This window comes from Granulicatella sp. 20925_1_45, assembly GCF_041433555.1.
In the GTDB taxonomy this organism is placed as follows: Bacteria; Bacillota; Bacilli; order Lactobacillales; family Aerococcaceae; genus Granulicatella.
This window is the reverse complement of the sequence record NZ_JAPWBR010000009.1, coordinates 49,158-71,108: the sequence shown is the minus strand read 5'-3', so window position 1 is coordinate 71,108 and position 21,951 is coordinate 49,158. Positions and strand designations below refer to the sequence as shown.

Annotated in this window: 21 protein-coding genes and 1 riboswitch; of the genes, 17 read left to right on the top strand and 4 right to left on the bottom strand. The window is 38.5% G+C overall.

Annotated features, from left to right (window positions below):
• Positions 1-25: 25 nt before the first annotated feature.
• Positions 26-1,564, bottom strand: coding sequence for a helix-turn-helix domain-containing protein (locus tag O3798_RS04445; protein WP_371463597.1), 1,539 nt, complete (start codon positions 1,562-1,564; stop codon positions 26-28).
• Positions 1,545-3,215, bottom strand: a complete 1,671-nt coding sequence (locus O3798_RS04440) for a histidine kinase (protein WP_048710199.1) — start codon at positions 3,213-3,215, stop codon at positions 1,545-1,547. The genes O3798_RS04445 and O3798_RS04440 overlap by 20 nt, the downstream gene beginning before the upstream one ends.
• Positions 3,216-3,412: 197 nt before the next feature.
• On the opposite strand from O3798_RS04440, the gene O3798_RS04435 reads away from it, so the two are divergent.
• The 5 genes from O3798_RS04435 (at position 3,413) to O3798_RS04415 (ending at position 9,785) form a co-directional block, all read left to right on the top strand.
• Positions 3,413-4,330 (top strand): sugar ABC transporter permease, encoded by a 918-nt coding sequence (locus O3798_RS04435; protein WP_048710196.1) that lies wholly within the window; start codon positions 3,413-3,415, stop codon positions 4,328-4,330.
• Between the two features lie 18 nt (positions 4,331-4,348).
• A complete protein-coding gene (locus O3798_RS04430) occupies positions 4,349-5,245 on the top strand; it encodes a carbohydrate ABC transporter permease (protein WP_048710193.1) in 897 nt (298 codons plus the stop codon).
• 10 nt (positions 5,246-5,255) lie between these two features.
• Positions 5,256-6,818: an extracellular solute-binding protein gene (locus O3798_RS04425; RefSeq protein ID WP_048710190.1), complete on the top strand. Its 1,563-nt coding sequence runs from the start codon at positions 5,256-5,258 to the stop codon at positions 6,816-6,818.
• A 113-nt stretch (positions 6,819-6,931) separates the two neighbouring features.
• Entirely contained in the window at positions 6,932-7,585 is a 654-nt protein-coding gene (locus O3798_RS04420) for a DUF624 domain-containing protein (protein ID WP_048710188.1), read from the top strand.
• Positions 7,572-9,785, top strand: coding sequence for a TIM-barrel domain-containing protein (locus O3798_RS04415; RefSeq protein ID WP_048710186.1), 2,214 nt, complete (start codon positions 7,572-7,574; stop codon positions 9,783-9,785). The genes O3798_RS04420 and O3798_RS04415 overlap by 14 nt, the downstream gene beginning before the upstream one ends.
• Before the next feature lie 85 nt (positions 9,786-9,870).
• On the opposite strand, the gene O3798_RS04410 is transcribed toward O3798_RS04415, so the two are convergent.
• Positions 9,871-10,509 (bottom strand): DUF6287 domain-containing protein, encoded by a 639-nt coding sequence (locus O3798_RS04410; RefSeq protein WP_048710183.1) that lies wholly within the window; start codon positions 10,507-10,509, stop codon positions 9,871-9,873.
• Between the two features lie 103 nt (positions 10,510-10,612).
• Positions 10,613-10,769, top strand: a riboswitch (M-box (ykoK) riboswitch).
• 142 nt (positions 10,770-10,911) lie between these two features.
• Here O3798_RS04410 and mgtA point away from each other — a divergent pair.
• From mgtA to O3798_RS04395, 3 genes are all read left to right on the top strand, one after another.
• Positions 10,912-13,614 (top strand): magnesium-translocating P-type ATPase, encoded by a 2,703-nt coding sequence (gene mgtA, locus O3798_RS04405; protein ID WP_371463603.1) that lies wholly within the window; start codon positions 10,912-10,914, stop codon positions 13,612-13,614.
• Between the two features lie 92 nt (positions 13,615-13,706).
• A complete protein-coding gene (locus O3798_RS04400; protein WP_048782292.1) occupies positions 13,707-14,135 on the top strand; it encodes an OsmC family protein in 429 nt (142 codons plus the stop codon).
• On the top strand, positions 14,128-14,688 hold the full coding sequence (locus O3798_RS04395; protein WP_048782294.1) for a GNAT family N-acetyltransferase: 561 nt from the start codon (positions 14,128-14,130) through the stop codon (positions 14,686-14,688). Before O3798_RS04400 ends, O3798_RS04395 begins: the two co-directional genes overlap by 8 nt.
• Positions 14,689-14,811: 123 nt before the next feature.
• Here the strand turns inward: O3798_RS04395 and O3798_RS04390 are convergent, their stop codons facing one another.
• Positions 14,812-16,272 (bottom strand): hypothetical protein, encoded by a 1,461-nt coding sequence (locus O3798_RS04390; protein WP_048782295.1) that lies wholly within the window; start codon positions 16,270-16,272, stop codon positions 14,812-14,814.
• 174 nt (positions 16,273-16,446) lie between these two features.
• Here O3798_RS04390 and O3798_RS04385 point away from each other — a divergent pair, with 174 nt between their 5' ends.
• The 9 genes from O3798_RS04385 to O3798_RS04345 all read left to right on the top strand — a co-directional run bounded on the left by O3798_RS04385 (position 16,447) and on the right by O3798_RS04345 (position 21,950).
• The gene (locus tag O3798_RS04385) at positions 16,447-16,929 is read left to right on the top strand and encodes a VanZ family protein (protein WP_285251885.1); all 483 of its coding nucleotides are present in this window, start codon (positions 16,447-16,449) and stop codon (positions 16,927-16,929) included.
• A 112-nt stretch (positions 16,930-17,041) separates the two neighbouring features.
• Positions 17,042-18,112, top strand: coding sequence for a competence type IV pilus ATPase ComGA (comGA, locus tag O3798_RS04380; RefSeq protein WP_371463591.1), 1,071 nt, complete (start codon positions 17,042-17,044; stop codon positions 18,110-18,112).
• Positions 18,060-19,130 carry a competence type IV pilus assembly protein ComGB gene (gene comGB / locus O3798_RS04375; protein ID WP_371463589.1) on the top strand — a complete coding sequence of 357 codons (1,071 nt, stop codon included), beginning with the start codon at positions 18,060-18,062 and terminating at the stop codon, positions 19,128-19,130. Before comGA ends, comGB begins: the two co-directional genes overlap by 53 nt.
• Before the next feature lies 1 nt (position 19,131).
• On the top strand, positions 19,132-19,431 hold the full coding sequence (comGC, locus tag O3798_RS04370) for a competence type IV pilus major pilin ComGC (RefSeq protein WP_208451435.1): 300 nt from the start codon (positions 19,132-19,134) through the stop codon (positions 19,429-19,431).
• 8 nt (positions 19,432-19,439) lie between these two features.
• The gene (gene comGD / locus O3798_RS04365; protein ID WP_175814585.1) at positions 19,440-19,868 is read left to right on the top strand and encodes a competence type IV pilus minor pilin ComGD; all 429 of its coding nucleotides are present in this window, start codon (positions 19,440-19,442) and stop codon (positions 19,866-19,868) included.
• Positions 19,846-20,211 (top strand): hypothetical protein, encoded by a 366-nt coding sequence (locus O3798_RS04360; RefSeq protein WP_175814586.1) that lies wholly within the window; start codon positions 19,846-19,848, stop codon positions 20,209-20,211. The genes comGD and O3798_RS04360 overlap by 23 nt, the downstream gene beginning before the upstream one ends.
• Positions 20,171-20,683: a competence type IV pilus minor pilin ComGF gene (locus O3798_RS04355; RefSeq protein WP_175814587.1), complete on the top strand. Its 513-nt coding sequence runs from the start codon at positions 20,171-20,173 to the stop codon at positions 20,681-20,683. Before O3798_RS04360 ends, O3798_RS04355 begins: the two co-directional genes overlap by 41 nt.
• Positions 20,670-21,020: a hypothetical protein gene (locus O3798_RS04350; RefSeq protein ID WP_175814589.1), complete on the top strand. Its 351-nt coding sequence runs from the start codon at positions 20,670-20,672 to the stop codon at positions 21,018-21,020. Before O3798_RS04355 ends, O3798_RS04350 begins: the two co-directional genes overlap by 14 nt.
• Before the next feature lie 90 nt (positions 21,021-21,110).
• Positions 21,111-21,950: a helix-turn-helix domain-containing protein gene (locus O3798_RS04345; RefSeq protein WP_048710573.1), complete on the top strand. Its 840-nt coding sequence runs from the start codon at positions 21,111-21,113 to the stop codon at positions 21,948-21,950.
• Position 21,951: the final 1 nt, after the last annotated feature.

Sequence of the window (21,951 nt, the reverse complement as noted above, 5' to 3'; positions counted from 1 at the left end):
CAAGTTGAACTAGCTCTTTTTTTATTTATTCAGCTTGATGCTTTCTGTAGTCCCCTGGAGAAACTCCTGTTTTCTCTTTGAAGATTTTCGTGAAGTAAGAATAATTGTCATATCCCACTTCAGAGGCGACTTGAGAAATCGGGGTCTTCGTATCCGATAGCAATTCTTTAGCAGCATGGATACGTTTATCCGTAATGTATTTAACGAGTGTTTCGCCAGTTTCTTTCTTAAAGACACGAGCGAGGTGGTCTGCGCTGAGATACACCATATCGGCTAAAGTCGTTCGGCTCAAATCTTCTTTGTAGTGATGATCGATATATTCGATGATGCGTTGAATACTATTCTTTTGGTTTTCAGCATCCGTGACAAAGTTTCTTGCATGAGACCAGTAGTAATTGAAGTATTCCTCAAAAGACTCAATTGAATGGAATTTTCTTTGGAAGAGGAAATCATGATGCGCATTTTGGAAGAGCTTATGCGCCGAAATTCCATTTTGGTCTAAGTAGATTCCAATTTGTTGTGTCCAGTCCAGATGAAGTTTTTGCAAGATGGATTTTGGAACCATTCCACCTGAAATATAGTGCAATAGACTCTTTGACAATTCAGATTCGTCTAATGAATCCGAGAAGGAGATGGAGTTGGTTGCAACTTCTTTTTCCTGTAAAACAGCAGCGTCAGAAGATACTGGAATAATCGTATTCCAATAAGGCACTTGTTGGCCAGTTGCCGCGTAGAGTTCTTTTACGTCTTGTAAAATATTCGGGCATTGGAAGCAACTGTTGAATGTAATGATGGAATTATGGTGTAACTTGTCCTGAATCTCTTGTTGAATTTTTTTGACGAATGTCTCACTATTGATGGAATTGTCCACTCTAAAGAGGCAAACGTAATGGTCCACGTGTCCTTCCATCTTAAACAGACTCGCTAATTGATAAGTCTCATTTGAGAAGGCTTGGAATACTTTTTTCAACTGTGAAGTCCATGACGGAATTTCTGGGGCGTAATCTGCTTCATTAATATGCAATGTAATCACACCTGTTAGGAAATACTGATGTTCTTTTAAAGTAAAATTGCGTTTTTGCAGTTCAGCTTTTAGTTCTTCTAGACGATGATTTCTTGGTTTTCTTAAATATTCAAACCAAAAATTATTCTCTGTTTGGAACGCAGATTCGTGAGAAACTTGAGGCTGTTGCTCAGCAATCTTATCAAGTGCCTTTTGAATGATGAACTCCAACTTTTCGAAGTTAATCGGTTTTAAGTAGTATTCAAAACTTTGCAATTCAATCGCTTTTTGCGCGTAGTTGAAATCCGCATAGTTCGTTAAAAAGATGGTTTTGATGTCGTAATTTTCGTTTCTGACCCAAGAGAGTAGTTCAAGACCACTTCCTTGAGGCATTTCAATATCGCTAATCATTAGGTGGATAGGATATTCTTTAATGATGGCTTGCGCCTGAGTGAGGCTGTTTGCCGCGTAGACGTTGTCGATTTTTAATCGATCCCAACGGATTTTTTCACGTAACGCTTCGATGATAAAACGATCGTCATCAACGAGTAGTATATTCATTAGAATCTCCTTTCAACGCTTTATAGGGGAGGAGCGCATAAATTCTTGCGCCACCCGTGTCGTTATTTTCAAAAGTAATCGTATAGTTATTTGGATAGAGAAGGTTAAGCCGTTCAATCGCATTGGTAATTCCGATGTGATGGCCGTCTTCCGACATTAATGATTCCATGTTCTTGAGTTTTTCAAGAATCTCTGGAGTGAAGCCTGGACCATTGTCTTTGACGCAAATCTCAATATAAGGCTTGTCTTCTACCATTCGTTTTTGAAGAGAAAGGTCAATGGCAAGCCCGTCTTGGAAGGAAAATCCATGCTTAATCGTATTCTCAACGAATGTTTGTAGTAAAAGAGAAGGGACGAGTGCGTCGTGCAACTGTTCATCGAATGTTAAAGCAAAATCGATATGGTCACCATAACGAATACGTTGAATCTCTAAATAGTCCTTAATATGTTGAATTTCTTTATCCAGTGGAGAGAAGTCTTGGTCCACCATAAAGAGATATCGTAAGTAATCGGACGTTAAAATCGTTAACTCTTCAATTTCCTTATAGTTCTCCGTTTGAAGCATGCTATGAATCATGGAGAGCATATTCAAGTAAAAGTGAGGTCGGATTTGACTCTTTAAGTAGTTGAGTTCGACCTTTTTTAATTCCAGCTGTGCATGATACTCACGAATTTTTAAGTCTTGCATATCGAAGAGCACCTGACTCAATTTATCATTGGCAGTATCGATTTCCAAAATCCCTTCAGCAGAAGCGATGTCGTAAATAGAGGTGTTCTCGTCAATTTTTGAAAGTCGTTCGGTTAGTCGTGTAATTGGGCTTAACATTCTGTTTCGAATGAAAATAATCAACACAAGTGAAGCAATCGCGATTAAGATAGGAACGATTGCGATGAACACTTCAAAAAGAACGATACTCTTGAATACGTCTGTGTAGTCAACCGCTACGTAAATATCAAATGGCAGTTGCGTCCGTTCGCTGTCGGCTTCGATTAAGTGTGTGGAAGACGATAAGTTTTTCGGTTCTTTCAGCGAAATATGTCCATTCTTTCCAATATTCAGTTTCCGAAGTGGCATCAGAATATCTTCAGCAGAGATAACCGCCATAATCGTTTTCTCTTTATAATGAACGACTTTAATCAAGTATTCCGTATCGTTGATGAGAATGGCTTGCCATTTACGGTCGTCAGTATTATTTCTGAACGAATTGATATTGTTTTTTAAATATAAGTAATCTTGATAGGGAATAAAGAGAGTTGAAGCACTCAGAAAATGATGCGTGCCTTCAGTAGCCACCAAAAACGACATATGCGTTTCGTGTTGGTATTCATAGTCATTAAAAGTGGTCTGTACTTTTTTGACGGTTTGCTCATAATCCGTGTAACTTTGTGGCTCATTTAGTTCATCCAAACCCTTATCGTGAGTGACCGTTGAATACAAAAAGCGTTCAACAGAACGCATTTCATCATTTAGTCCATTTGCGTAAATTTCAATGGAGCTCGTCAATTGTTGAATATTTTGATTCTTAATAAAATCTCTTGTGGCATTGCTGACGAAGAGACTGATCACTGTGATGAGGATAAGAAGTACTAATAAGACTTGAAAGAAAAATTTAAAAGAATGTCTTTTAGATAGAATACTATGTAGTTTCATAACTTTTACCTCGCTTCTCAAGTATAACACTATCATAAAAGTTGTCAAAAAACGATATGAATTAAGAAGATGTCGGAAAAGTGATATAAATTTGGCAATATTGTCTGAATAGTGAATAGTTCTTATCGAAAAAGTGATATAAAGAAAGCGTTTTATTTTATAAAATAATGACAGGAATTTGAAACAGGAGGGAAATTATGAAAGATTTAACCCAATTACAAAAAAGAAAAATAAAAAGCAACATTCCTTTATATGTGCTACTATTTCCTTCAATTATTTTACTTATAATGTTTGCATATATCCCAATGTTAGGACTTGTGATTGCTTTTAAAGATTACTCACCGGCGAATGGAATTTTAAATAGCCCGTGGGCAGGGTTTAAATATTTCACCCAATTCTTTAATTCAGTTCAATTCGGAACAACGATGATGAACACATTAAAGATTTCAATCTATAGCATTCTCGTTGGATTCCCATTACCAATCTTACTAGCGCTCTTATGTAACCAACTAAGAACAGGGAAATTCAAAAAAGTCTTTCAAGTAACGACTTATTTACCACACTTTATTTCAACAATGGTTATGTGTGGGATGATCATTTTATTCTTATCACCAAATAGTGGTTTGATTGCCAATATTTTTAAATCACTTGGATGGACAATGCCAAACTTACTATCAAAACCAGATAGTTTTGCAGGCGTTTATGTTTGGAGTGATGTTTGGCAACATATCGGTTGGGACAGCATCATTTACTTAGCAGCTTTATCAGCCATCGACCCAACGTATTACGAAGCGGCTACGATGGACGGAGCTTCTCGTATGCAAAAGATTCTCAACATCGACTTACCATTACTTTTACCTACAGCAATGATTCTATTGATTTTAAGAGCCGGAAGCTTATTAAGTATCGGTTTTGAAAAAGTATTACTATTACAAAATCCATTGAACCTAGCTGGAAGTGAGGTGATTTCGACTTACGTATATAAAGTTGGGATGCTTAACTTCCAATACAGTTACTCTACAGCAATCGGATTATTCAATACTGTAGTCAACTTAATCATTCTATTATCTGTCAATTGGTTTTCTAAACGATATACCAAAACAGGACTATTTTAAAAGGAGGGTGGTCATAGCATGAAATGGTTTAAAGCTTCAAGAAAATCAAAATCAGATTTGTTTTTTGACGTAGTAATCTACGGTTTTGCAATCTTGTTAATATTATTAATCGTTTACCCATTGTGGTTTGTTGTGATTGCGTCCTTTAGTAATCCTTCTGATGTAGCCAATGGTAAAGTTTGGTTTATTCCACACGAATGGAAATTAGATGGATACCTTCGATTAATTGAACAACCACTGTTCTTAAGAAGTTATCTCAACACGATTTTATATACAGTAGTTGGTACATTAATCGCACTACTCATCAACATCCCTGCTGGGTACGCATTATCTAGACGCGACCTACTTGGTAAAAAGTGGCTCAGCGTTCTCTACATTGTTCCGATGTTCGTATCAGGTGGATTGATTCCAATCTACTTAACAGTGAAGAGTGTCGGACTTGTCGATACATTCTGGGTAATGGTTGTTCCATTTGCAGTATCTTCTTACAACATCATCGTTGCAAGAACATTCTTCAATAACAGTATCCCAGAAGGAATGTGGGAAGCAGCTCAAATTGATGGATGCGGAACAATTCGTTATTTCTTCAAAATCGTTGTTCCTTTATCAAAAGCCATTATCGCCGTAATCGGTTTATGGACAGCAGTTGGTATTTGGAACTCTTGGTTCAACGCCTTAATTTACTTAACAAAAGAAAACTTGCAACCATTGCAATTGATCTTAAGACGGTTATTAATTAGTAACCAAATGATGCAATCTCAGGCAACAGGGGAACTTGCATCAGACCTTCGGATTAAAGCTGATATGATGAAATATGCAGCGATTGTAATTTCAACAGCTCCGATTATGTTGCTTTATCCATTTGTCCAAAAATATTTCAATCAGGGTGTCATGATTGGCGCACTAAAAGAATAGGAGAGATATTATGAAAATCAACAAAATGAAATATTTGTTTTTAGCAGCCGCTACACTAACTGGACTAGCCGCTTGCTCAAACTCAACAACGAAGTCAAATGACGAAAAGTCAGATCAAACGAACTTCAAAATCACAACCGTTCGATGGTCGGACTGGGGCGAAGAATACCATAAAGGATTTATCGATGATTCTGCTAAAGAAGCAGGCATTGAAATTAGCTGGGATACTCTTGTTGCTGCAGACTGGACAGATAAAAAATCTGTATTAGTTGCCAGCGGAGACCTACCAGATGCCTTCTTAGGATCAAACGCATTTAACGATGCTGAAATTGCGCAAAACCAATCTTTATTTATTCCTCTAGAAGATTTAATTAAAGAAAACATGCCAAACCTTACTAAGGCACTGGAACAAGAACCAAAACTAAAAGCGATGATTACATCTCCTGACGGACACATTTACAGTCTTCCTAAGAAATTACCAATGCGTCCAACAGTAGGGAACCAATTATTCATCAATAAAAAATGGCTCGATAATCTAGGATTAAAAGTACCTGAAACTTATGAGGAATTCGTTAAAGTACTTCAAGCATTCAAAGATAAAGATGCAAACGGAAATGGAGATCCAACGGACGAAATTCCATTTGGCTCTGGTAACTTTGACCCAACATTCTCTTACATCCTTCCATTTAACAACCGTTTAGGTGCAGATAATACTTATGAAATGTCTGTAAAAGATGGCAAACCAGTATATCTTCGTACAGAAGAAAGCTACAAACAAGGGATTGCAGCAATGCATGACGCATACAAGAAAGGCTTAATTGACCCTGAACTTTACACTGAAGATTCATCAATGAGTGCCGCAAAACGTATGGATAAATCAGTAGCTAGAGTGGGTGTTTCAAGTGGTTGGACTGCCGACGCTACATTTGGATTACATGCTAGCGAATATGTTCCTTTACCAGCATTAAAAGGTCCTGACGGAAAAGGCTATGTTGCTTCTGACCCAGACCACTACAACTATGGACGTAATGAATTATTAATCACTACAAAAGCGAAGAACCCTGCTAAATTATTACAATGGTTCGACAAATTCTATACTGACGATGCAAGTATCCAAAACTTCTATGGTTCATTTGGAATTGCTACAGAAAAAGATGGCGACAAATATAAAGTATTACCTCCAAAAGACGGTAAATCTGCCGATGAATATGCTTGGATTCACTCTCTACGTGACTTCGGACCTAAATACGTGAGCGACAACATCAACAGCCGCGTAGAAATCGACCAAACTCAAGGTGACGGTTTGAAATTGAAGATGGACCAAGAATTAAAACAATTTGCTTTACCAGCTTACCCTAATGTAATCTATTCTCAAGAAGAACTAAGCAAATTAGCTTCAATTTACGTAAGTATTGATTCTTATGTAAAACAACAAGCTTCTAAATGGGTAGTTGATGGCGGAATTGAAGAAGAATGGGATTCTTACTTAGCAAACCTTAAAAATATGGGATTGGATGAATTCATCAAGATTCAACAAGACGCATATGACCGTTATCAAAAAGAAGTTAAATAATCACATTTTAACAAATACCCTAACTGAAACGTTTAAAATACAATGAGTAGAGGGAGCGAGATGAAGAAAAATCTTTCTCGCTTCCTTTTTCTCATATAGGAACGGTGATATCATTGCAAAAACTATTTCGAATTGATGGGCCACTCGTTAGAGGACTAACGCTCATCACCAATTTGATTCTATTAAATACATTATTTATCATTACGAGCATTCCTATTGTGACGATGGGGGCTTCTGTGACATCTCTCAATACGATGTTGCATCGGATTTTAAAGGGCGATGATGGCGATGTTGTCTATCATTATTTTCGTATTTTTAAATCTAACTTTAAACAAGCCACTGTCATTTGGGCAGCTCTTGTAGTACTTTCGGTTCTATTATTTTTGAACTATAGTATTTTTTCGAATACAAACTTCTTGAATGGATATGGATTATTACTTCTTGCGCCATTTGGAATGCTTGCGATACTGGGAATTGTTATCCTTTTACCGTATGTTGGGTTATTTGAAAATAGTTTAAAAGCCAGTGTCATCAATAGCTTTTTCGTTTGTATTTTAGATCCGTTACGTGCAATTTTATTGATTCTATTTAACTGCGCAGTGGTGTATATGAGTGTGAATACGCCTGAGCGATTATTGACGTCGATTTATGTATTTACTTTTGGTGGATTTGCAATCTGGGCATTGTTAAATGTAAAAGTAACGAGTAAAATGTTTGAGAAGGCATATAAATTAAGCAATGGAGGTACGCGAGATGAAAATTTTTAAAGGAGATTTTTATCGTATCAGCGTTCTAACGGATAAACTCATTCGTTTAGAATATTCAAAAAATGGACAATTCGAAGATAGACATACGCAATTAATCCAAAACAGAGACTTTGGTGAAGTGGAAGTTGAAGCCACAGAAACGCCAGAACTATTAGATATTAATACAAAGTTTTTCCGTTTACGCTATAACAAAGGTGAATTCAATAATCAAAATCTATTTATTGAATTAAAAGGGCAATTTGCTCTTTACGGTAGTCGTTGGTATTTTGGTGAACCAATCGAAACTTTAAAAGGAACGACTCGTACACTCGACGAAGTAGACGGGGAAACAGAACTCGAAGACGGTATTATTAGTAAGAGTGGTTATGCTGTTTTAGATGACTCCAATGGATTTATTAGTGATGAAAAAGAAGGCTTTATCAAAAAAGAAAGCGAAGTGGACCTATACTTCTTCGCTTATGGACATGATTATAGAGGAGCCATTAGAGACTTCTATCGCCTAACTGGCGCAACTCCATTATTACCACGCTATGCCTTAGGGAACTGGTGGAGCCGTTATTGGGCGTATACGGCTGATGAGTATTTAGGTCTCGTTGAACGCTTCGAAGATGAGCAAGTACCGCTTGCGGTTGGCGTGTTAGATATGGATTGGCATATCACCAAAATTCCAGAACGCTTCGGAAGTGGTTGGACAGGCTACTCTTGGAACCGTGAACTCATTCCAGAACCAGAAAAATTATTAAAGAAATTACATGATAAGAAATTAAAACTTTCTCTAAATGTCCATCCAGCAGATGGTATTCGAGCTTATGAAGATGCGTATCCAGCTGTTGCCAAACGTTTAGGATTAGATGCAGCCAGTGAAGAACCTGCGATTTTTGATATTGCAGACCCTCGCTTTAGAGAATCTTACTTTAAAGATGTTCATTATCCATTAGAAGAACAAGGAGTTGATTTCTGGTGGATTGACTGGCAACAAGGAACGCAAGGGGTACAAGATCCATTGTGGTTATTAAACCATTATCATTTTGTTGATAATTGTAAGAGAGCAGATGGCGGATTAATCTTGTCTCGTTATGCAGGACCTGGTAGCCATCGTTATCCAGTTGGATTTTCTGGGGACACGATTGTGACTTGGGAATCTCTTCAATTTCAACCATATTTCACTTCAACGGCTTCTAACATTGGATATAGCTGGTGGAGTCATGATATTGGTGGACATATGCGTGGTTATTATGATGAAGAATTGCAAATTCGCTGGTTACAATATGGCATCTTTAGTCCAATTACACGACTTCATAGTACGCAAAGTCCGTTTAATAGTAAGGAGCCATGGTTCTTTACGAAACATACTGCAGAAATTATGAAGCACTATTTACGTCTAAGACATCAATTGCTTCCATATCTTTACACGATGAATGTGGCAACGCATGAAGAGGGAGCACCTCTTGTGAGTCCGATGTACTACTTCTATCCAGAAAACGAAGAAAGCTACCATGTGTCAAATCAATACTTCTTCGGTAGCGAGTTGATGGTCGCTCCAATTACAGAACCAATGAATAAGAATTACCAATCTGCAAAAGTTCAAGTGTGGTTCCCTGAAGGAAAATGGTATGATTTCTTCACTGGAAGAGAGTATGCAGGAGATGTGGTGCTTGATATTTACCGTGATATCGAATCGATTCCTGTATTTGCTAAAGAAGGAGCAATTGTTCCGCTCGATGGTTCTGGTGTGAAAATGGGTGTGGATTTACCTGAAGTGATTGACTGGTATGTATTCCCAGGTACCCATCATTCATTCGAAATGGTGGAAGACTTAGATGGCGCTCGTTGTGTCACAACATTATCTGTTGATTGGAAATTAGGAGCGATTCAATTATCTGTTGAAGGAGAAACAGGTATCCTTCCAGAAAACAGAATCCACCGCGTTCATGTTCAAGGAAGCCAAGCAGCTGTCGTTGAATTGGAAAATAAAAACGCGACTGTTGAATTTACTGTTGGCGAAAAACAAACAGTTAATCGAAACGAAGCATTCTTCCAAGTACTTAAGAATGCGAACCTTCCATATCTAACGAAAGATTTCTTATATCGTCGATTAGTGAATGCTAAAAATGCGAATGAAATCATGAATATCTTACATCATGAAGATGAGGAATTAAGAGGACGATTACTAGAAATTTTATTTATTAGTGAACCGTAACAAAAAACGGATACTTCCAATAGGAGGTATCCGTTATTTTTATGTACAAAAGAAAGCACTGTAATTGAATACAGTGCTTTATCTGTTAATCGACTTTATAGTACATCAATGTTTTGATAGTTTTGCCGTCTGTTACGGTTTGCGTACCATAAATACGGTCTTTAGAAATATCCGATTGGTCTTTGTCACCAGACATCACACCATAAGTGAGCTCTACATTTTTAGGGATGAATGAGAATACGGCGCCTCCTACAAATGCATTTTCATTGCCTTCTGGAACCATAATCCAGTTGAGAAGTCCTTCTTGGAATTGTTGTTCGGTAATACCGACTTTAAACGTTTTTCCACCAGAAGTAATATTTCCATCTTTATCAATGTGGAATTCCCATCCAGCAGAGTTTCTCCATGTTCCGGCTACGCTACGGAAGTCGCCTTGTTTCATCGCTTGAATATCCATTGATGAAGGAGCAGGGGCTTTGGCAGGAACGGCTACTTTTTCAGTAGACACAGTCTTTGGAACGGGAGCCGTTGCATGTTGCGTCTCAGCAGTTGTAGCAACGATAGTCGTTGGAGCTTCAGTAGTACTTGTCGTTGTTTGTTTCGTTGTTGTTGTGCTTTGAGTAGTCGTTGTTTGAGCTTGAGTGGTTGTGTCTTCTTTCTTTTGGAAAAATGAACAGCCAGCTAAAACCAATGCGACTAAAATCAAAGAAATTGATTTTTTCATAGGGATTCCTCCTTTTACACGTTTATTATACTACTAATTCATATTTTAATATAGATACAAAGGTCATTTCTTTGACAAAGGGAGAATATAGGAGTATGGTGAGGATGTAAATCGGTAGGTGAGACTACCATGGAGATACGGATGACTACCGCAAAATAGTGGAGACACTATGCGTTGGTTAGCAGCCTCTGTCGTGAAGGCAGAGACTAATGTCATTTCATCGCTCCATGATGTTAAAGCTTGAACGAAAAAATGAGAATTGTTTATTAGGTAAGCATCTTGTCGCGTTTAAGCTATGACAAGGTGCTTTTTCATTTGCCAAAAACTTTTAGAAAGAGGGTGATCATATGCCAGGACCGGAGAGTCAAACGAAACAAATCAATGAGCGAAGGGAAGAGTGTGATGATCACCCGGAGCTTCGCCTATATTAAAAACGAGGTGAAGACTATGAAAACAGCAAAAGAAAGAATCGACTTAGCATTGATGAATCCAATGGCAGAGGTCCTAGAAGCATTAGGCACATCTGTAAAAGGACTCACTGAAGAACAAGTAGAAACACTACGTGAAACCTATGGAGAAAACAAAATTACAAAGGCTAAAGAAGATTCAATTTGGAAAAAGATTTATGAGTCTATTATCAATCCATTTACGGTAATTTTACTAGTGATTGCGGTTGTCTCATTATTCACGAACGTGATTCTTGCAAAACCAGGTGAAGCAGACCCAACGACTTCCATCATTATTGTGGTACTTGTGGCTGTATCAGGAGCTATTCGTTTTGTTCAAGAAATGAAAAGTGACAAGGCGGCTAGTAACTTATCTAGTCTAATCGTCAATACAGCAACGGTTATTCGTGATGGTGAACAGATGGAAGTTCCGATTGAAGATTTAGTAGTCGGAGATATTATTAAATTAAGCGCTGGGGACATGTTGCCAGCGGATGCATTATTAATAGAAACACGTGACTTCTTTATCCAACAATCCAGCTTGACTGGTGAAAGTGAATCTGTTGAGAAAAAATCAATTTGGGTTCCAGATGAAGAAGAAAAGAAAAAACAAGCACTCGAGAGCGAACGATTTGTGTTTATGGGTTCAAACGTTGTCAGCGGTAGTGCTTTAGCAGTTATTTTAGTAACAGGGAATGATACGATGATTGGTCGTATCGAAAAAACACTTAATACTTTCGAAGAACAAACGAGTTTCGAAAAAGAAATGAATAAAATCTCATGGCTATTGATTCGTTTAATGCTTGTACTAGTGCCAGTTGTATTCTTGATTAATGGATTAACAGACGGTGACTGGTTAGAAGCAGGGGTATTTGCCTTAAGTGTTGCCGTGGGATTAACTCCAGAAATGTTGCCAATGATTATTACAGCCAGCCTTGCAAAAGGGGCAGTTATCATGGCCAAAGAAAAAGTCATTATTAAAAAATTAAACGCGATTCAAGATTTAGGGGCTATCGACATTTTATGTACTGATAAAACAGGTACATTAACGCAAGATGAAATTATTCTTGAATACCCATTAGATATTCATGCAAATCTAGATATGGGCGTATTAAAAATTGCGTATTTAAACAGCTACTTCCAAACAGGACTTAAAAACTTATTAGACCGTGCTATCATTACACGTACAGAAAAAGAAGCCGACGAACACGAAGATTTACAAAATTTAGCAACACGCTACCAAAAGATTGATGAGTTGCCATTTGACTTCGAACGTCGTCGTATGAGCGTTATCGTGAAAGAAGACGATGAAGCAGTGCTCGTAACAAAAGGGGCCCTCGAAGAAATGCTTAGCATCTCTACACATGTAAAAGACGGAGATGTAGTTCACCCAATTACGGATGAAATTCGCGAATCTATCCTAGAAGCAGTGAGCGGCTTAAACGAACAAGGGCTTCGCGTCCTTGGTGTGAGCCAAAAGAAATATCAAGATACTCACCATGCTTTCACGGTTGAAGATGAATCAAATATGATTCTAATGGGTTACTTAGCCTTCCTTGATCCACCAAAACCTTCTGCAGCTCCAGCGATTCAAGCGTTGAAAGAACATGGGGTAACGACGAAGATTCTTACAGGGGACAATGAAAAAGTAACTCTAACGGTCTGTGAAAAAGTAGGGCTACCAGTAGATAAAGTCTTACTTGGTACAGAAATTGAAGATATGAGCGATGAAGAATTAGCAGCAGTTGCTGAAGAAACAACCATTTTTGCAAAACTATCTCCAGAACAAAAGGCACGCATTATTCATTTACTAAAAGCAAAAGGACACAAGATTGGTTACATGGGCGACGGTATCAATGATGCGCCATCCCTAAAAGTGGCCGACGTTGGAATTTCTGTGGACAGTGCCGTGGATATTGCCAAAGAAGTGGCAGATGTCGTTTTATTAGATAAGGACTTACTCGTTCTTGAAAAAGGATTGATTGAAGGTCGTAAAGTCTATGCGAATATGACAAAATACATTAAGATGACCGTTTCATCAAACTTCGGGAATATCTTCTCAGTATTATTCGCAAGTATTTTCCTACCATTCCTTCCAATGGCTCCAGTGCACTTAATCGTATTGAACTTAATCTATGATTTAAGCTGTGTGGCATTGCCATTTGATAATGTAGATGCTGACTTCTTAAAACAACCACGCGCATGGACAGCAAGTTCCATCACACGATTCATGGCTTGGTTTGGACCAACCAGTTCCATCTTTGACATCATTACCTTTGCAGTGATGTTCTTTGGAATTGCACCAATGATTACTGGAAGCAGTTATGCATCGTCTACGAATCCAGCATTCTTTTTGATGGTCTTCCAAACAGGTTGGTTTATTGAATCTATGTGGTCACAAACGATGGTTATTTATATGTTACGTTCACCAAAATTACCATTCGTTCAATCTAAACCAGCGTTCTCATTGCTAGTGACATCTTTATTCGCTTTATTTGTTGTAACGGTTCTTCCTTACACACCACTAGCAGGACCATTAAAACTAGCACCGCTAAACGGACTATACTTCCTCGCATTAATTCTTATTATTGCAGGATACATGTTCTTAGTAACGATTGTTAAAAAAGCGTATATTAAAAAATATAATGAATGGCTATAATGCAAAAAGAGCTATCTTAACAGTTTGTTAGGATAGCTTTTGTTTTTAGGAATGTGCTATTCTACAAGAAGAAACTTGCATGAGGTGAGAGCATGGAGAAAATTTTATATACAACAACGGCCGTTAACGAAGACGGACTAACAGGTGTAGCGTACACTAAAGGAAATGGAGACAAAGACTTTAGCACACAGATTTCTTCGCCAAGAAGTGCAGAAGCTGGGACGAACCCAGAACAATTATTTGCCTTAGCCTATGCCACTTGCTTAAATGCTTCGATTGAATTTGTAGAAAAACGCATGAAATTAGAGCATAAGAGCAAGGTAGAAGTGAAGATTGATTTGACATTGGATTCAGAGGGAGAAGGCTATCTATTCCATCCATCCGTTTTTGTTGCGATGCCAGGTAGAGACGAAGCATTAGCCCGCGAAATTCTAGAGGCAGCAGAGCGTCAATGCCCCGTTCATAAATTATTAAAAGGAGTTACAGTTCCTCCCGTGGAACTTTCAACAGCCAATGAGTAATGTATTGTTAAGAGTAGCAACAGTAGAAGATGCAACATCTATTCAAGCCATTTATGCCCCCTATGTAGAAACGACAGCTATCACCTTTGAAGAAGTGGTCCCTAGCGTGGAAGAGTTTGAAGGACGTATCCAGAAAACATTAGAGAACTTTCCGTATCTGGTGTTAGAAGAGGACGGAGAAGTCGTCGGATATGCGTATGCTGGACGATTCTCAGCACGTGCCGCCTTTGATTGGTCGACCGAAGTTAGTATTTATATTAGCTTAAATCATCAAAGAAAAGGCTATGGTAAACTGTTATATGCCGCTTTAGAAGAAAAATTACTAGAGTTAGGCTATCAAAACATTTATGCTTGTGTAGCCGTTCCTGAAGTCGAAGATGAGTACTTAACGATGAATAGTGTAAACTATCATATATATTTAGGCTTTGAAGAATGCGGACACTTCAAAAAATGTGGCTGCAAATTCAATCGTTGGTACGATATTGTATGGCTTCAAAAACACGGAGCTACAACGATTCCAACAAAACGGCCAGATCAATTTACAGAATTATAAAGTGAAGACCCCATCAGCAAAATTTGTTGATGGGATCTTTTTTAGGTTGGCATTACCAAATATGGTAATTACCATATTTGGTAATGCTCATAAAAGATAATTATCATATATGATAATTTTGACTTATTTGAATTCATTCAGCTTTTGCTTAAAGAACACCCAGCAACATTTCGTCGATTCAGGATTCATCCGCAAGTGCTCGATTAATTGATAGGTTGGATGCCATCTGCGCAGTTGATCTGATGAGAAGTGCTCGAGAAATTCGGAGAATGGATGATCATATGGTTCTTTTGGCAGACCGCTGCAGAAGATGGAGAAGAGGCCTAGTAATTTACCAAAGGCATTTCCGAGTTCGCCTTTAGTCCAGTGAATATGACGAAGTAGCCCATCCATATGCGTCGAAGGAACTTTATGCAAGCACTCATTAGAGCGGACATTCCACTCGTGCGAGAGTTCAATGGATGGGAAGGCACCATTGAACCAGTCTTCCTCGATTTCCATTTCGATGTAGCATTTGAGAATTTCTTGCAAAGGCTGTGGACTCTCGATGCTGTTGTTTAACTTATTCGTTCTAAAATAGTGATATAGCAACTCTTCTTGAATTTGATTTACAAACTTCTCGTCAGTTAGTTTATCCGGATAAATGGTTTTAATAATGGTTTTGGAAATCGTTTGGGATAAAATCGGTAGAAGTGTACAAAATTCTAAAATAGAATGGTGCAAGTGAAGCTGTTCGAAATCGGATTTTTGCATAATCACAAAAGAATGGGTGTATTCCTGAAGAAAGACTTTGCCGAGTTGCTTTAAGCATTGATGCAGCGCAGTCATAAAATCAGTGAATACACCCAAGTTTAAGTAAGTTGTCTGTTCATTATGGAAATGACTAGGAAATGGATTTGGACCAAAGTTAATGTAGAAGTCTTGTTTTGGCAAAACGGAAGACGCAAGAGTAATCAGCTCCTCTAAAACGAGCAGCGTCTCTTCTTTTGATAAATGTAAATAGTGCACAGGAATATACGTTTGCGGGAATGACTCTAGGTAATCATTATAAAGGCGCAAGAAAGAATCTTTGCTCTCCTTGATGAGCGTGTAATAGAACTCAGTAATTTGTGGGCCAAACGAGAAGGCTAAAACGTCTTTGTAGGAGACGGTAGGTTGGTTGAGGAGTTTCTGGTAATGTAAGTGGAAATAATCTCTCAAGCTATCGAGATGAGGAATGAGATCGATGATGCTGTCGCCGCGCATGCCTTTAATCCACAGCGAGGTCAGCGCGTGGCATTCTTCGGAAAACGGTTTGTTGAAACAGCGTAGGGCGTTTTGATGACGCAAATAATAGCGACGCAGCTTCTGGAATTCTTTCTGCTGGTCATAGGACAGGGCTTGCGGGAAATCTTCAAAGTGGTGGATTAAGAAAGTGGACTCGGAAGTGCCGAGCAAGTATTCGATAATCTCTTCAAAAGACTTGTTGTACGGATTTGGATTCTGGCTGAAGAGATTGTTGTAGTAATTCTGTTGCTGCTGTTGTTCCTCAAGCAGCTGAATCTGTTTGACCAATAAGCTTAAATCTTGAGTATAGCGTTCCATTATAATACACTCTCCCAATAATGTATTTGTTACATTAATTGTAACGCTTTCATAAAGATGCGTCAATATACATTTTTATCTATTTTTTATGGAATTTAAGAAATAGGAAAGACGCTTGACTAAACTTGTAGAGTTGACCATAATAAAGAAAGTTAACGAGGAAGGAGAGGTTTCATGTCCAAGAAAACAAAAGCAACCATTGCGATTACACTAGCGATTGCAGTCATGGTTTTAATTTTTATTAGTTCAAGTATGCCTTACAAGGATCAGTCACTTGTATCTACGATTCAAAAAGGACTGCCGATGCAACCTTTTTCGGAATTATTATCCAAAATCAAATTTGAATATGCAGGACAAACCATCAGTATTCCTTCTTTAGGATATGCGCAGTTTATCGAATTTTTTATTCGTAAAGCCGCTCATTTCTTAGCTTACTTCTTCATTGGATATCAATGGACGAGAGGGTTAAGTGTTCACGTTCGTAAAAAAGGATGGCCGCAGTTCTTGGCATTCTTTATTGCAGTGCTATATGCGATGACCGATGAATTCCACCAAGGAGTCACTCCAGGACGTACACCGCTCATCCAAGATGTCTTTGTAGATGCTGTAGGTGCTGCAGTGGGTGTAGGGCTAGGAACCTTGAAAAAAATTAGATAATAAACTTAAAACGTTGAAGAGATTTTCTTCAGCGTTTTTTTGTTGTCCAAAAGACTCCTTTTCATTTTTTATCGTAGTTCTTTATGACTAGTCAAAGAGTGGGGGAAGAACGATGGAAATGAATGAATTAGCAACGGAAGTGTTCACGCAAGCCATTAAACACCAATTAGATGATATTCATTTATTACCGGTTGGAGAGGAGTATGTATTTTATTTAAGAGATGTCAATGGGTTAAAAGAGTTGAGAAGAATTTCAGATGAAGTAGCTTTGCAATTTATTTCGTACTTAAAGTATCAAGCGGGAATGGATGTCGGAGAGAGACGAAGACCGCAGAGTGGTTCCTTAACTTTTGAGATTTCAAAGGACCAGATGATTGAACTGAGATTATCAGTGATTACGAATTTTAAGCAGAAGGAATCCATGGTTATCCGGCTCTTGCATCGGTCTAAAAAAGAAAAGGCGTCGATTCGGTCGATGACTTATTTCCCAAAGGACTGGGCGCTCTTACAACAATTCCTACGCTATAAAAGCGGATTGATTTTATTTTCCGGACCGGTCAGTTCTGGGAAGACGAGTACGATGTATGCTTTGCTCAGAGGACGTATGCAAGAAAAGACGCTTCAAGTGATTACGATGGAAGACCCAGTGGAGTATCATGAGCCGATGTTTTTACAGACGGAGATTAACGAGAAGGCTGGAATTACGTACGAATTACTCATTAAGAGTTGCCTGCGTCATCACCCAGACATTTTACTCATCGGTGAAATCCGAGACGAAATGACGGCAAAGATGGCGATACGTGCAGCCTTAACAGGGCACTTAATTCTAGCGACCGTTCACGCCAAAGACTGTAATGGAGTGGTAGCAAGGCTCTTGGAACTGGGAGTTAGTAAGACAATGCTCGAGCAAACCATTATCGCGATTTGTTCACAACGCCTTCTCCCTCGGTATTGTGGACTATGTGGTAAGGAATGTGAACTTCATTGTAATCATTTAACAAACGGAGAAAAGCGAGGAACGATTTTTGAAATTGAAACTCATGAGAAGTTAGCGCATTTCTTTAAAACGAATCAATTCGGGACTGATGAAGAAAGAGTACATCCTTTTAATAAGGTATTGAGGAAGGCTTATGCATTGGGATACATTACGGACAAAACTTACGAAACCTATCAAATTATCTAAGAAATGGAAGGGGCCTGTTCAAAGTCGCTTCCTCATTCAGCTTGCTCATTTACTTCAGGAAGGGTTCAGCTTGGATGAGGCGCTCAAATTTCTAGAATATTTATTCGAAGGAGAGAAGAAAGACCTCGAACAAATGCGGGATACGCTTGGAGAAGGGCGGCGGTTTGATGAGTGCTTGAAACGGGTCGGGTACTCAGAAACGAACACCTCACAAATTTATTTATCCATGCAGTTTGGTAGCTTCGAGAATGCTTGTGCATCGATTGGAGAGTTTTTAACCAGGAAGCAAAAACAACAAAAGAAAATGCAGCAGATGATGATGTATCCTGCGTTTCTTTTTACGTTTGTTATCGGGATGGTGCTCTGTATCCGAATGCTGTTACTCGACCAACTTTCCAGCATGGTACAAGAAGAACAACTCAAGCAGTCTGGCTTCCTTTATTGGATATGGCTTGGGTTTCAAAATTTACCACAGCTGGCGTTAGGATTTCTAATAGTGCTCCTAATCATTATTTTTGCAGTTCGCTTGTATTGGAAGAGAAAGAGCACCTATGATCAGTTTCGCATGTTGATTTCACTGCCGGTCATTGGAAAGAGTGCGCAGCAATACGTGACGTTTTTGTATGCACGAGAGTTCTCGTATTTTCTCGGAAATGGGCAGTCGCTATTGTCGATGGTGTCCGAACTCAAAAAAGAAGGAACAAGCGCATTGTCGAAGATGATTGCGCAGAAACTAGAAGAACAGCTGATTCAAGGAGAATCTTTTTCTACGGCGCTTGAGAAGATGAAGCTATTCCGGCAGGAGTTTATCTGGCTGGTATTAGAAGGAGAAAAGACAAGGCAATTAGACGTGCAACTACAAGTATACGCCGACCAAATGCTCGACGAATTTACCCAAGGCATCGAAAAGAAAATCAAGTGGATTCAACCGTTACTACTTATGGGGATTGGATTCCTCATCGTTTCCATGTATCTGATCTTATTACTACCGACACTAACGATGATTGGAGGAAATTAAAATGAAAATGAAAACAAAGAAAAAAGGCTTCACGTTAATCGAATTACTCGTGTGCCTCTTTATTATTGGCTTGATGATGCTGCTACTTATTCCAAATATTGCACACCAACGAGAAGAAGCAAAGAAAAAATCGGATGCTGCTATTGTGCATATAATCGAGAACCAAAAGCAAGCGTATATGTTGGATAAGAATACAAATACTGCTCCAACAGTGGATGAATTGCTTAACCAAAAGTATATTGATAAAAACCAACTAGATGCCTATAACAAAGCAGATAAAACTGCAGTTGAAAATAATTAACATTAATTATGAAAAAAAGAGCATTTACGCTTGTTGAATGCTTAATTGCGCTCGCCATTGCTTGCTTCTTACTGATACTTACTCCGCCTTTGATTAGTCATTCCTATGTAAATTGGAAGGAAGAAGTATTTCTAAGAGAGTTTGAGCAAGTGATGGATACGGCGCAGATTACAGCTATTTCAACGGGACAAGGTTCGTTTGTAACGGTCTCAGGTGGTATCGTTGAATTAAATTGTCATGGGGCTAGAGAATTGGATAAGAAGATTCGCTTTCCGGATACGATGAAAAGTTATTCTGTTCAAACGTATGGTTTTAAACCCTATAGTGGGAATGTTAATCAGTTCTCATCCGTGACTTTTGATGGACGAAATCGCAGGTACACTTATGTTTTTCAATTAGGGGAGGCTAAGTATCATGTTGAAATTACCGAAAAGTAGAGGGTATGTATTGCTGGAAGCTTTAATCGGTCTGATGGTTTTGACCGTTATTGTGTCTTTAATCAGCTTTATGATGGGACAGCTGTATCATAGGCAACAACTTAAAGGCTGCTTTTTGGATGCTGCGGCTACTCAGTTAATGGATTTACAAGCGAGTGCTACTTATCCTGTGGCTGTTAACAAATTGCCAAGCGAAGAGTTTCAAAAGATGAAAAAAGTGACATTTGAAAAAGTAAATACAGCAGCCTCTCCAACAGTGGTGACGGTCTCTTGCGGAGAGCATGAGGAGGTGTTTCAAATCAATGCGATTACCGAGAAAAAAGTCCGGATTTCTACTCATTGAACACCTAATTGCGCTCGTGATTATCTCGATTAGTTTAGTAGCGTTTATGGGACTTTCTACGGCGTTTCTAAAAATCAAGGACCGGCTCAATGTTCCTGACGATATTAAATGGCATGTCGCCGTTCAGCAAATGAATTTTAATTATGCTGGCTTTAGGCTGACATCGTTTAATGGTTATGATCCTTATACCGCACATTTTGAAAATATGACATCTGAGAAAACAGAAGTGATTACACTCGTTTCTAGTTGGAAAGATGGCGGGAAGATTTATAAAGGAGCAGGAGGAAGTGGAGGACACCAACCATTTCTTTATGGCATTCGAAGGCTATCTATCAAAAGAAACGGGAGCAGGTTACTGATTTCGACAACGCTCAACCAAGGAAGTACTTTTCGCTTAAATTTCGCGCCAAAGAATCGAGCCATTTATGTCAAAGTGAAAGAGGCTAAGGAAAAGAAAAATGAAAAACCTTAAAAGAAAAGGAACGCTACTATTTCAGTTTCTGGCGTTACTTGCGATTGCCAGTTTCCTTATTATCGCACTACTCAAAATTCATGCCCACAACACTCTTGAATATCGCCTTCTGGAAGATGGGTATCGAATGGACATATTGCTTGAGATTGCGAGTCAGACTGTACGGCAAAAACTGTCTTTTAATGGGGACGAGATGACTTTTCCGGATACCATTCAATTTTCTAGTGGCACGGTGAGAGTAGAATGGAACGAGAAAGCACATCAATTCACCCTAAAAGCGCACCTTCCAAATGGTCACTCAAAGGAAGATACACTATATATTCAGTTTGTAAAATAGGCTAAACACTACATAGCGACTTCTTTTTGTTTTTTTCATTTTCAAGATATGGTATACTTTTCAATGAGAAAATGAAAAGATGGTGAAATAATGACACAAACAATCGGAGAAATTTTAAAAAGTGCAAGGCAATTAAAAGGCTACACTCTTGATGACTTGCAACAAATTACAAAAATTCAAAAACGTTATTTAATCGCAATTGAAGATAATGACTTCGACTTGATGCCAGGTGCGTTTTATACACGCGCATTCATCAAACAAATTGCTGATACAGTTGGATTAGATGGAGCAGCTTTATTAGAAGAGCATGCATCTGAAATTCCGCAGGCTGTTGTGAAGACAACTCCTTCTACAACATATACGACTACTTCAAGTAATCGTTCACGTTTAAATAAAAACAAGAGTAAATGGTCTTCAGTATCCAATACTCTTAAAAATTACTTCCCAACTATTTTATTGGGAATGTTCATCGTAGCGATTATTTTTGCAATCGGGCAAGCTGTATTTAGCAACCGTGCGCAACGCAATACGCCTGTAACGACACAAGCTACAACGCAAACAGCTGTTGCAGCAGAAACAACTGTTGCTACAACGACAACTGCAGCTCCAGAAGTGACAAGCGTTACTTATTCATATGCGAACGGAAATGCATTGTACTATATTGCGAATGTAAGTAAATTCCCATTAGATGTGAAAGTACTTAATGAAGCAAGAAATGCTTTATGGGCACAAATTTCAGCGGATGGTAAAGTGGTGGCAGACGGAGTTCCAGCAACAAATCAAACAGTGACTGGTTCAATTCCTGAAGGAACAACAACGATCCGTATGGACTTTGGATATACTCCATTAGGTACGATTACAGTTGGTGGTGTTGAACTAACAATTCCTGAAGGTTCAACAGCAACACGTATTTATATCACGATTCAATAGG

Coding starts and splice junctions, on each gene's coding strand:
- O3798_RS04390 (WP_048782295.1), bottom strand. CDS start 16,272: ATGGAACGCTATACTCAAGATTTAAGCTTATTGGTCAAACAGATTCAG.
- O3798_RS04400 (WP_048782292.1), top strand. CDS start 13,707: ATGGAGAAAATTTTATATACAACAACGGCCGTTAACGAAGACGGACTA.
- mgtA (WP_371463603.1), top strand. CDS start 10,912: ATGATCACCCGGAGCTTCGCCTATATTAAAAACGAGGTGAAGACTATG.
- O3798_RS04425 (WP_048710190.1), top strand. CDS start 5,256: ATGAAAATCAACAAAATGAAATATTTGTTTTTAGCAGCCGCTACACTA.
- O3798_RS04350 (WP_175814589.1), top strand. CDS start 20,670: ATGAAAAACCTTAAAAGAAAAGGAACGCTACTATTTCAGTTTCTGGCG.
- comGC (WP_208451435.1), top strand. CDS start 19,132: ATGAAAATGAAAACAAAGAAAAAAGGCTTCACGTTAATCGAATTACTC.
- O3798_RS04445 (WP_371463597.1), bottom strand. CDS start 1,564: ATGAATATACTACTCGTTGATGACGATCGTTTTATCATCGAAGCGTTA.
- O3798_RS04415 (WP_048710186.1), top strand. CDS start 7,572: ATGAAAATTTTTAAAGGAGATTTTTATCGTATCAGCGTTCTAACGGAT.
- O3798_RS04440 (WP_048710199.1), bottom strand. CDS start 3,215: ATGAAACTACATAGTATTCTATCTAAAAGACATTCTTTTAAATTTTTC.
- O3798_RS04430 (WP_048710193.1), top strand. CDS start 4,349: ATGAAATGGTTTAAAGCTTCAAGAAAATCAAAATCAGATTTGTTTTTT.
- comGA (WP_371463591.1), top strand. CDS start 17,042: ATGGAAATGAATGAATTAGCAACGGAAGTGTTCACGCAAGCCATTAAA.
- O3798_RS04355 (WP_175814587.1), top strand. CDS start 20,171: ATGCGATTACCGAGAAAAAAGTCCGGATTTCTACTCATTGAACACCTA.
- O3798_RS04345 (WP_048710573.1), top strand. CDS start 21,111: ATGACACAAACAATCGGAGAAATTTTAAAAAGTGCAAGGCAATTAAAA.
- O3798_RS04435 (WP_048710196.1), top strand. CDS start 3,413: ATGAAAGATTTAACCCAATTACAAAAAAGAAAAATAAAAAGCAACATT.
- O3798_RS04385 (WP_285251885.1), top strand. CDS start 16,447: ATGTCCAAGAAAACAAAAGCAACCATTGCGATTACACTAGCGATTGCA.
- O3798_RS04360 (WP_175814586.1), top strand. CDS start 19,846: ATGTTGAAATTACCGAAAAGTAGAGGGTATGTATTGCTGGAAGCTTTA.
- comGB (WP_371463589.1), top strand. CDS start 18,060: ATGCATTGGGATACATTACGGACAAAACTTACGAAACCTATCAAATTA.
- comGD (WP_175814585.1), top strand. CDS start 19,440: ATGAAAAAAAGAGCATTTACGCTTGTTGAATGCTTAATTGCGCTCGCC.
- O3798_RS04410 (WP_048710183.1), bottom strand. CDS start 10,509: ATGAAAAAATCAATTTCTTTGATTTTAGTCGCATTGGTTTTAGCTGGC.
- O3798_RS04395 (WP_048782294.1), top strand. CDS start 14,128: ATGAGTAATGTATTGTTAAGAGTAGCAACAGTAGAAGATGCAACATCT.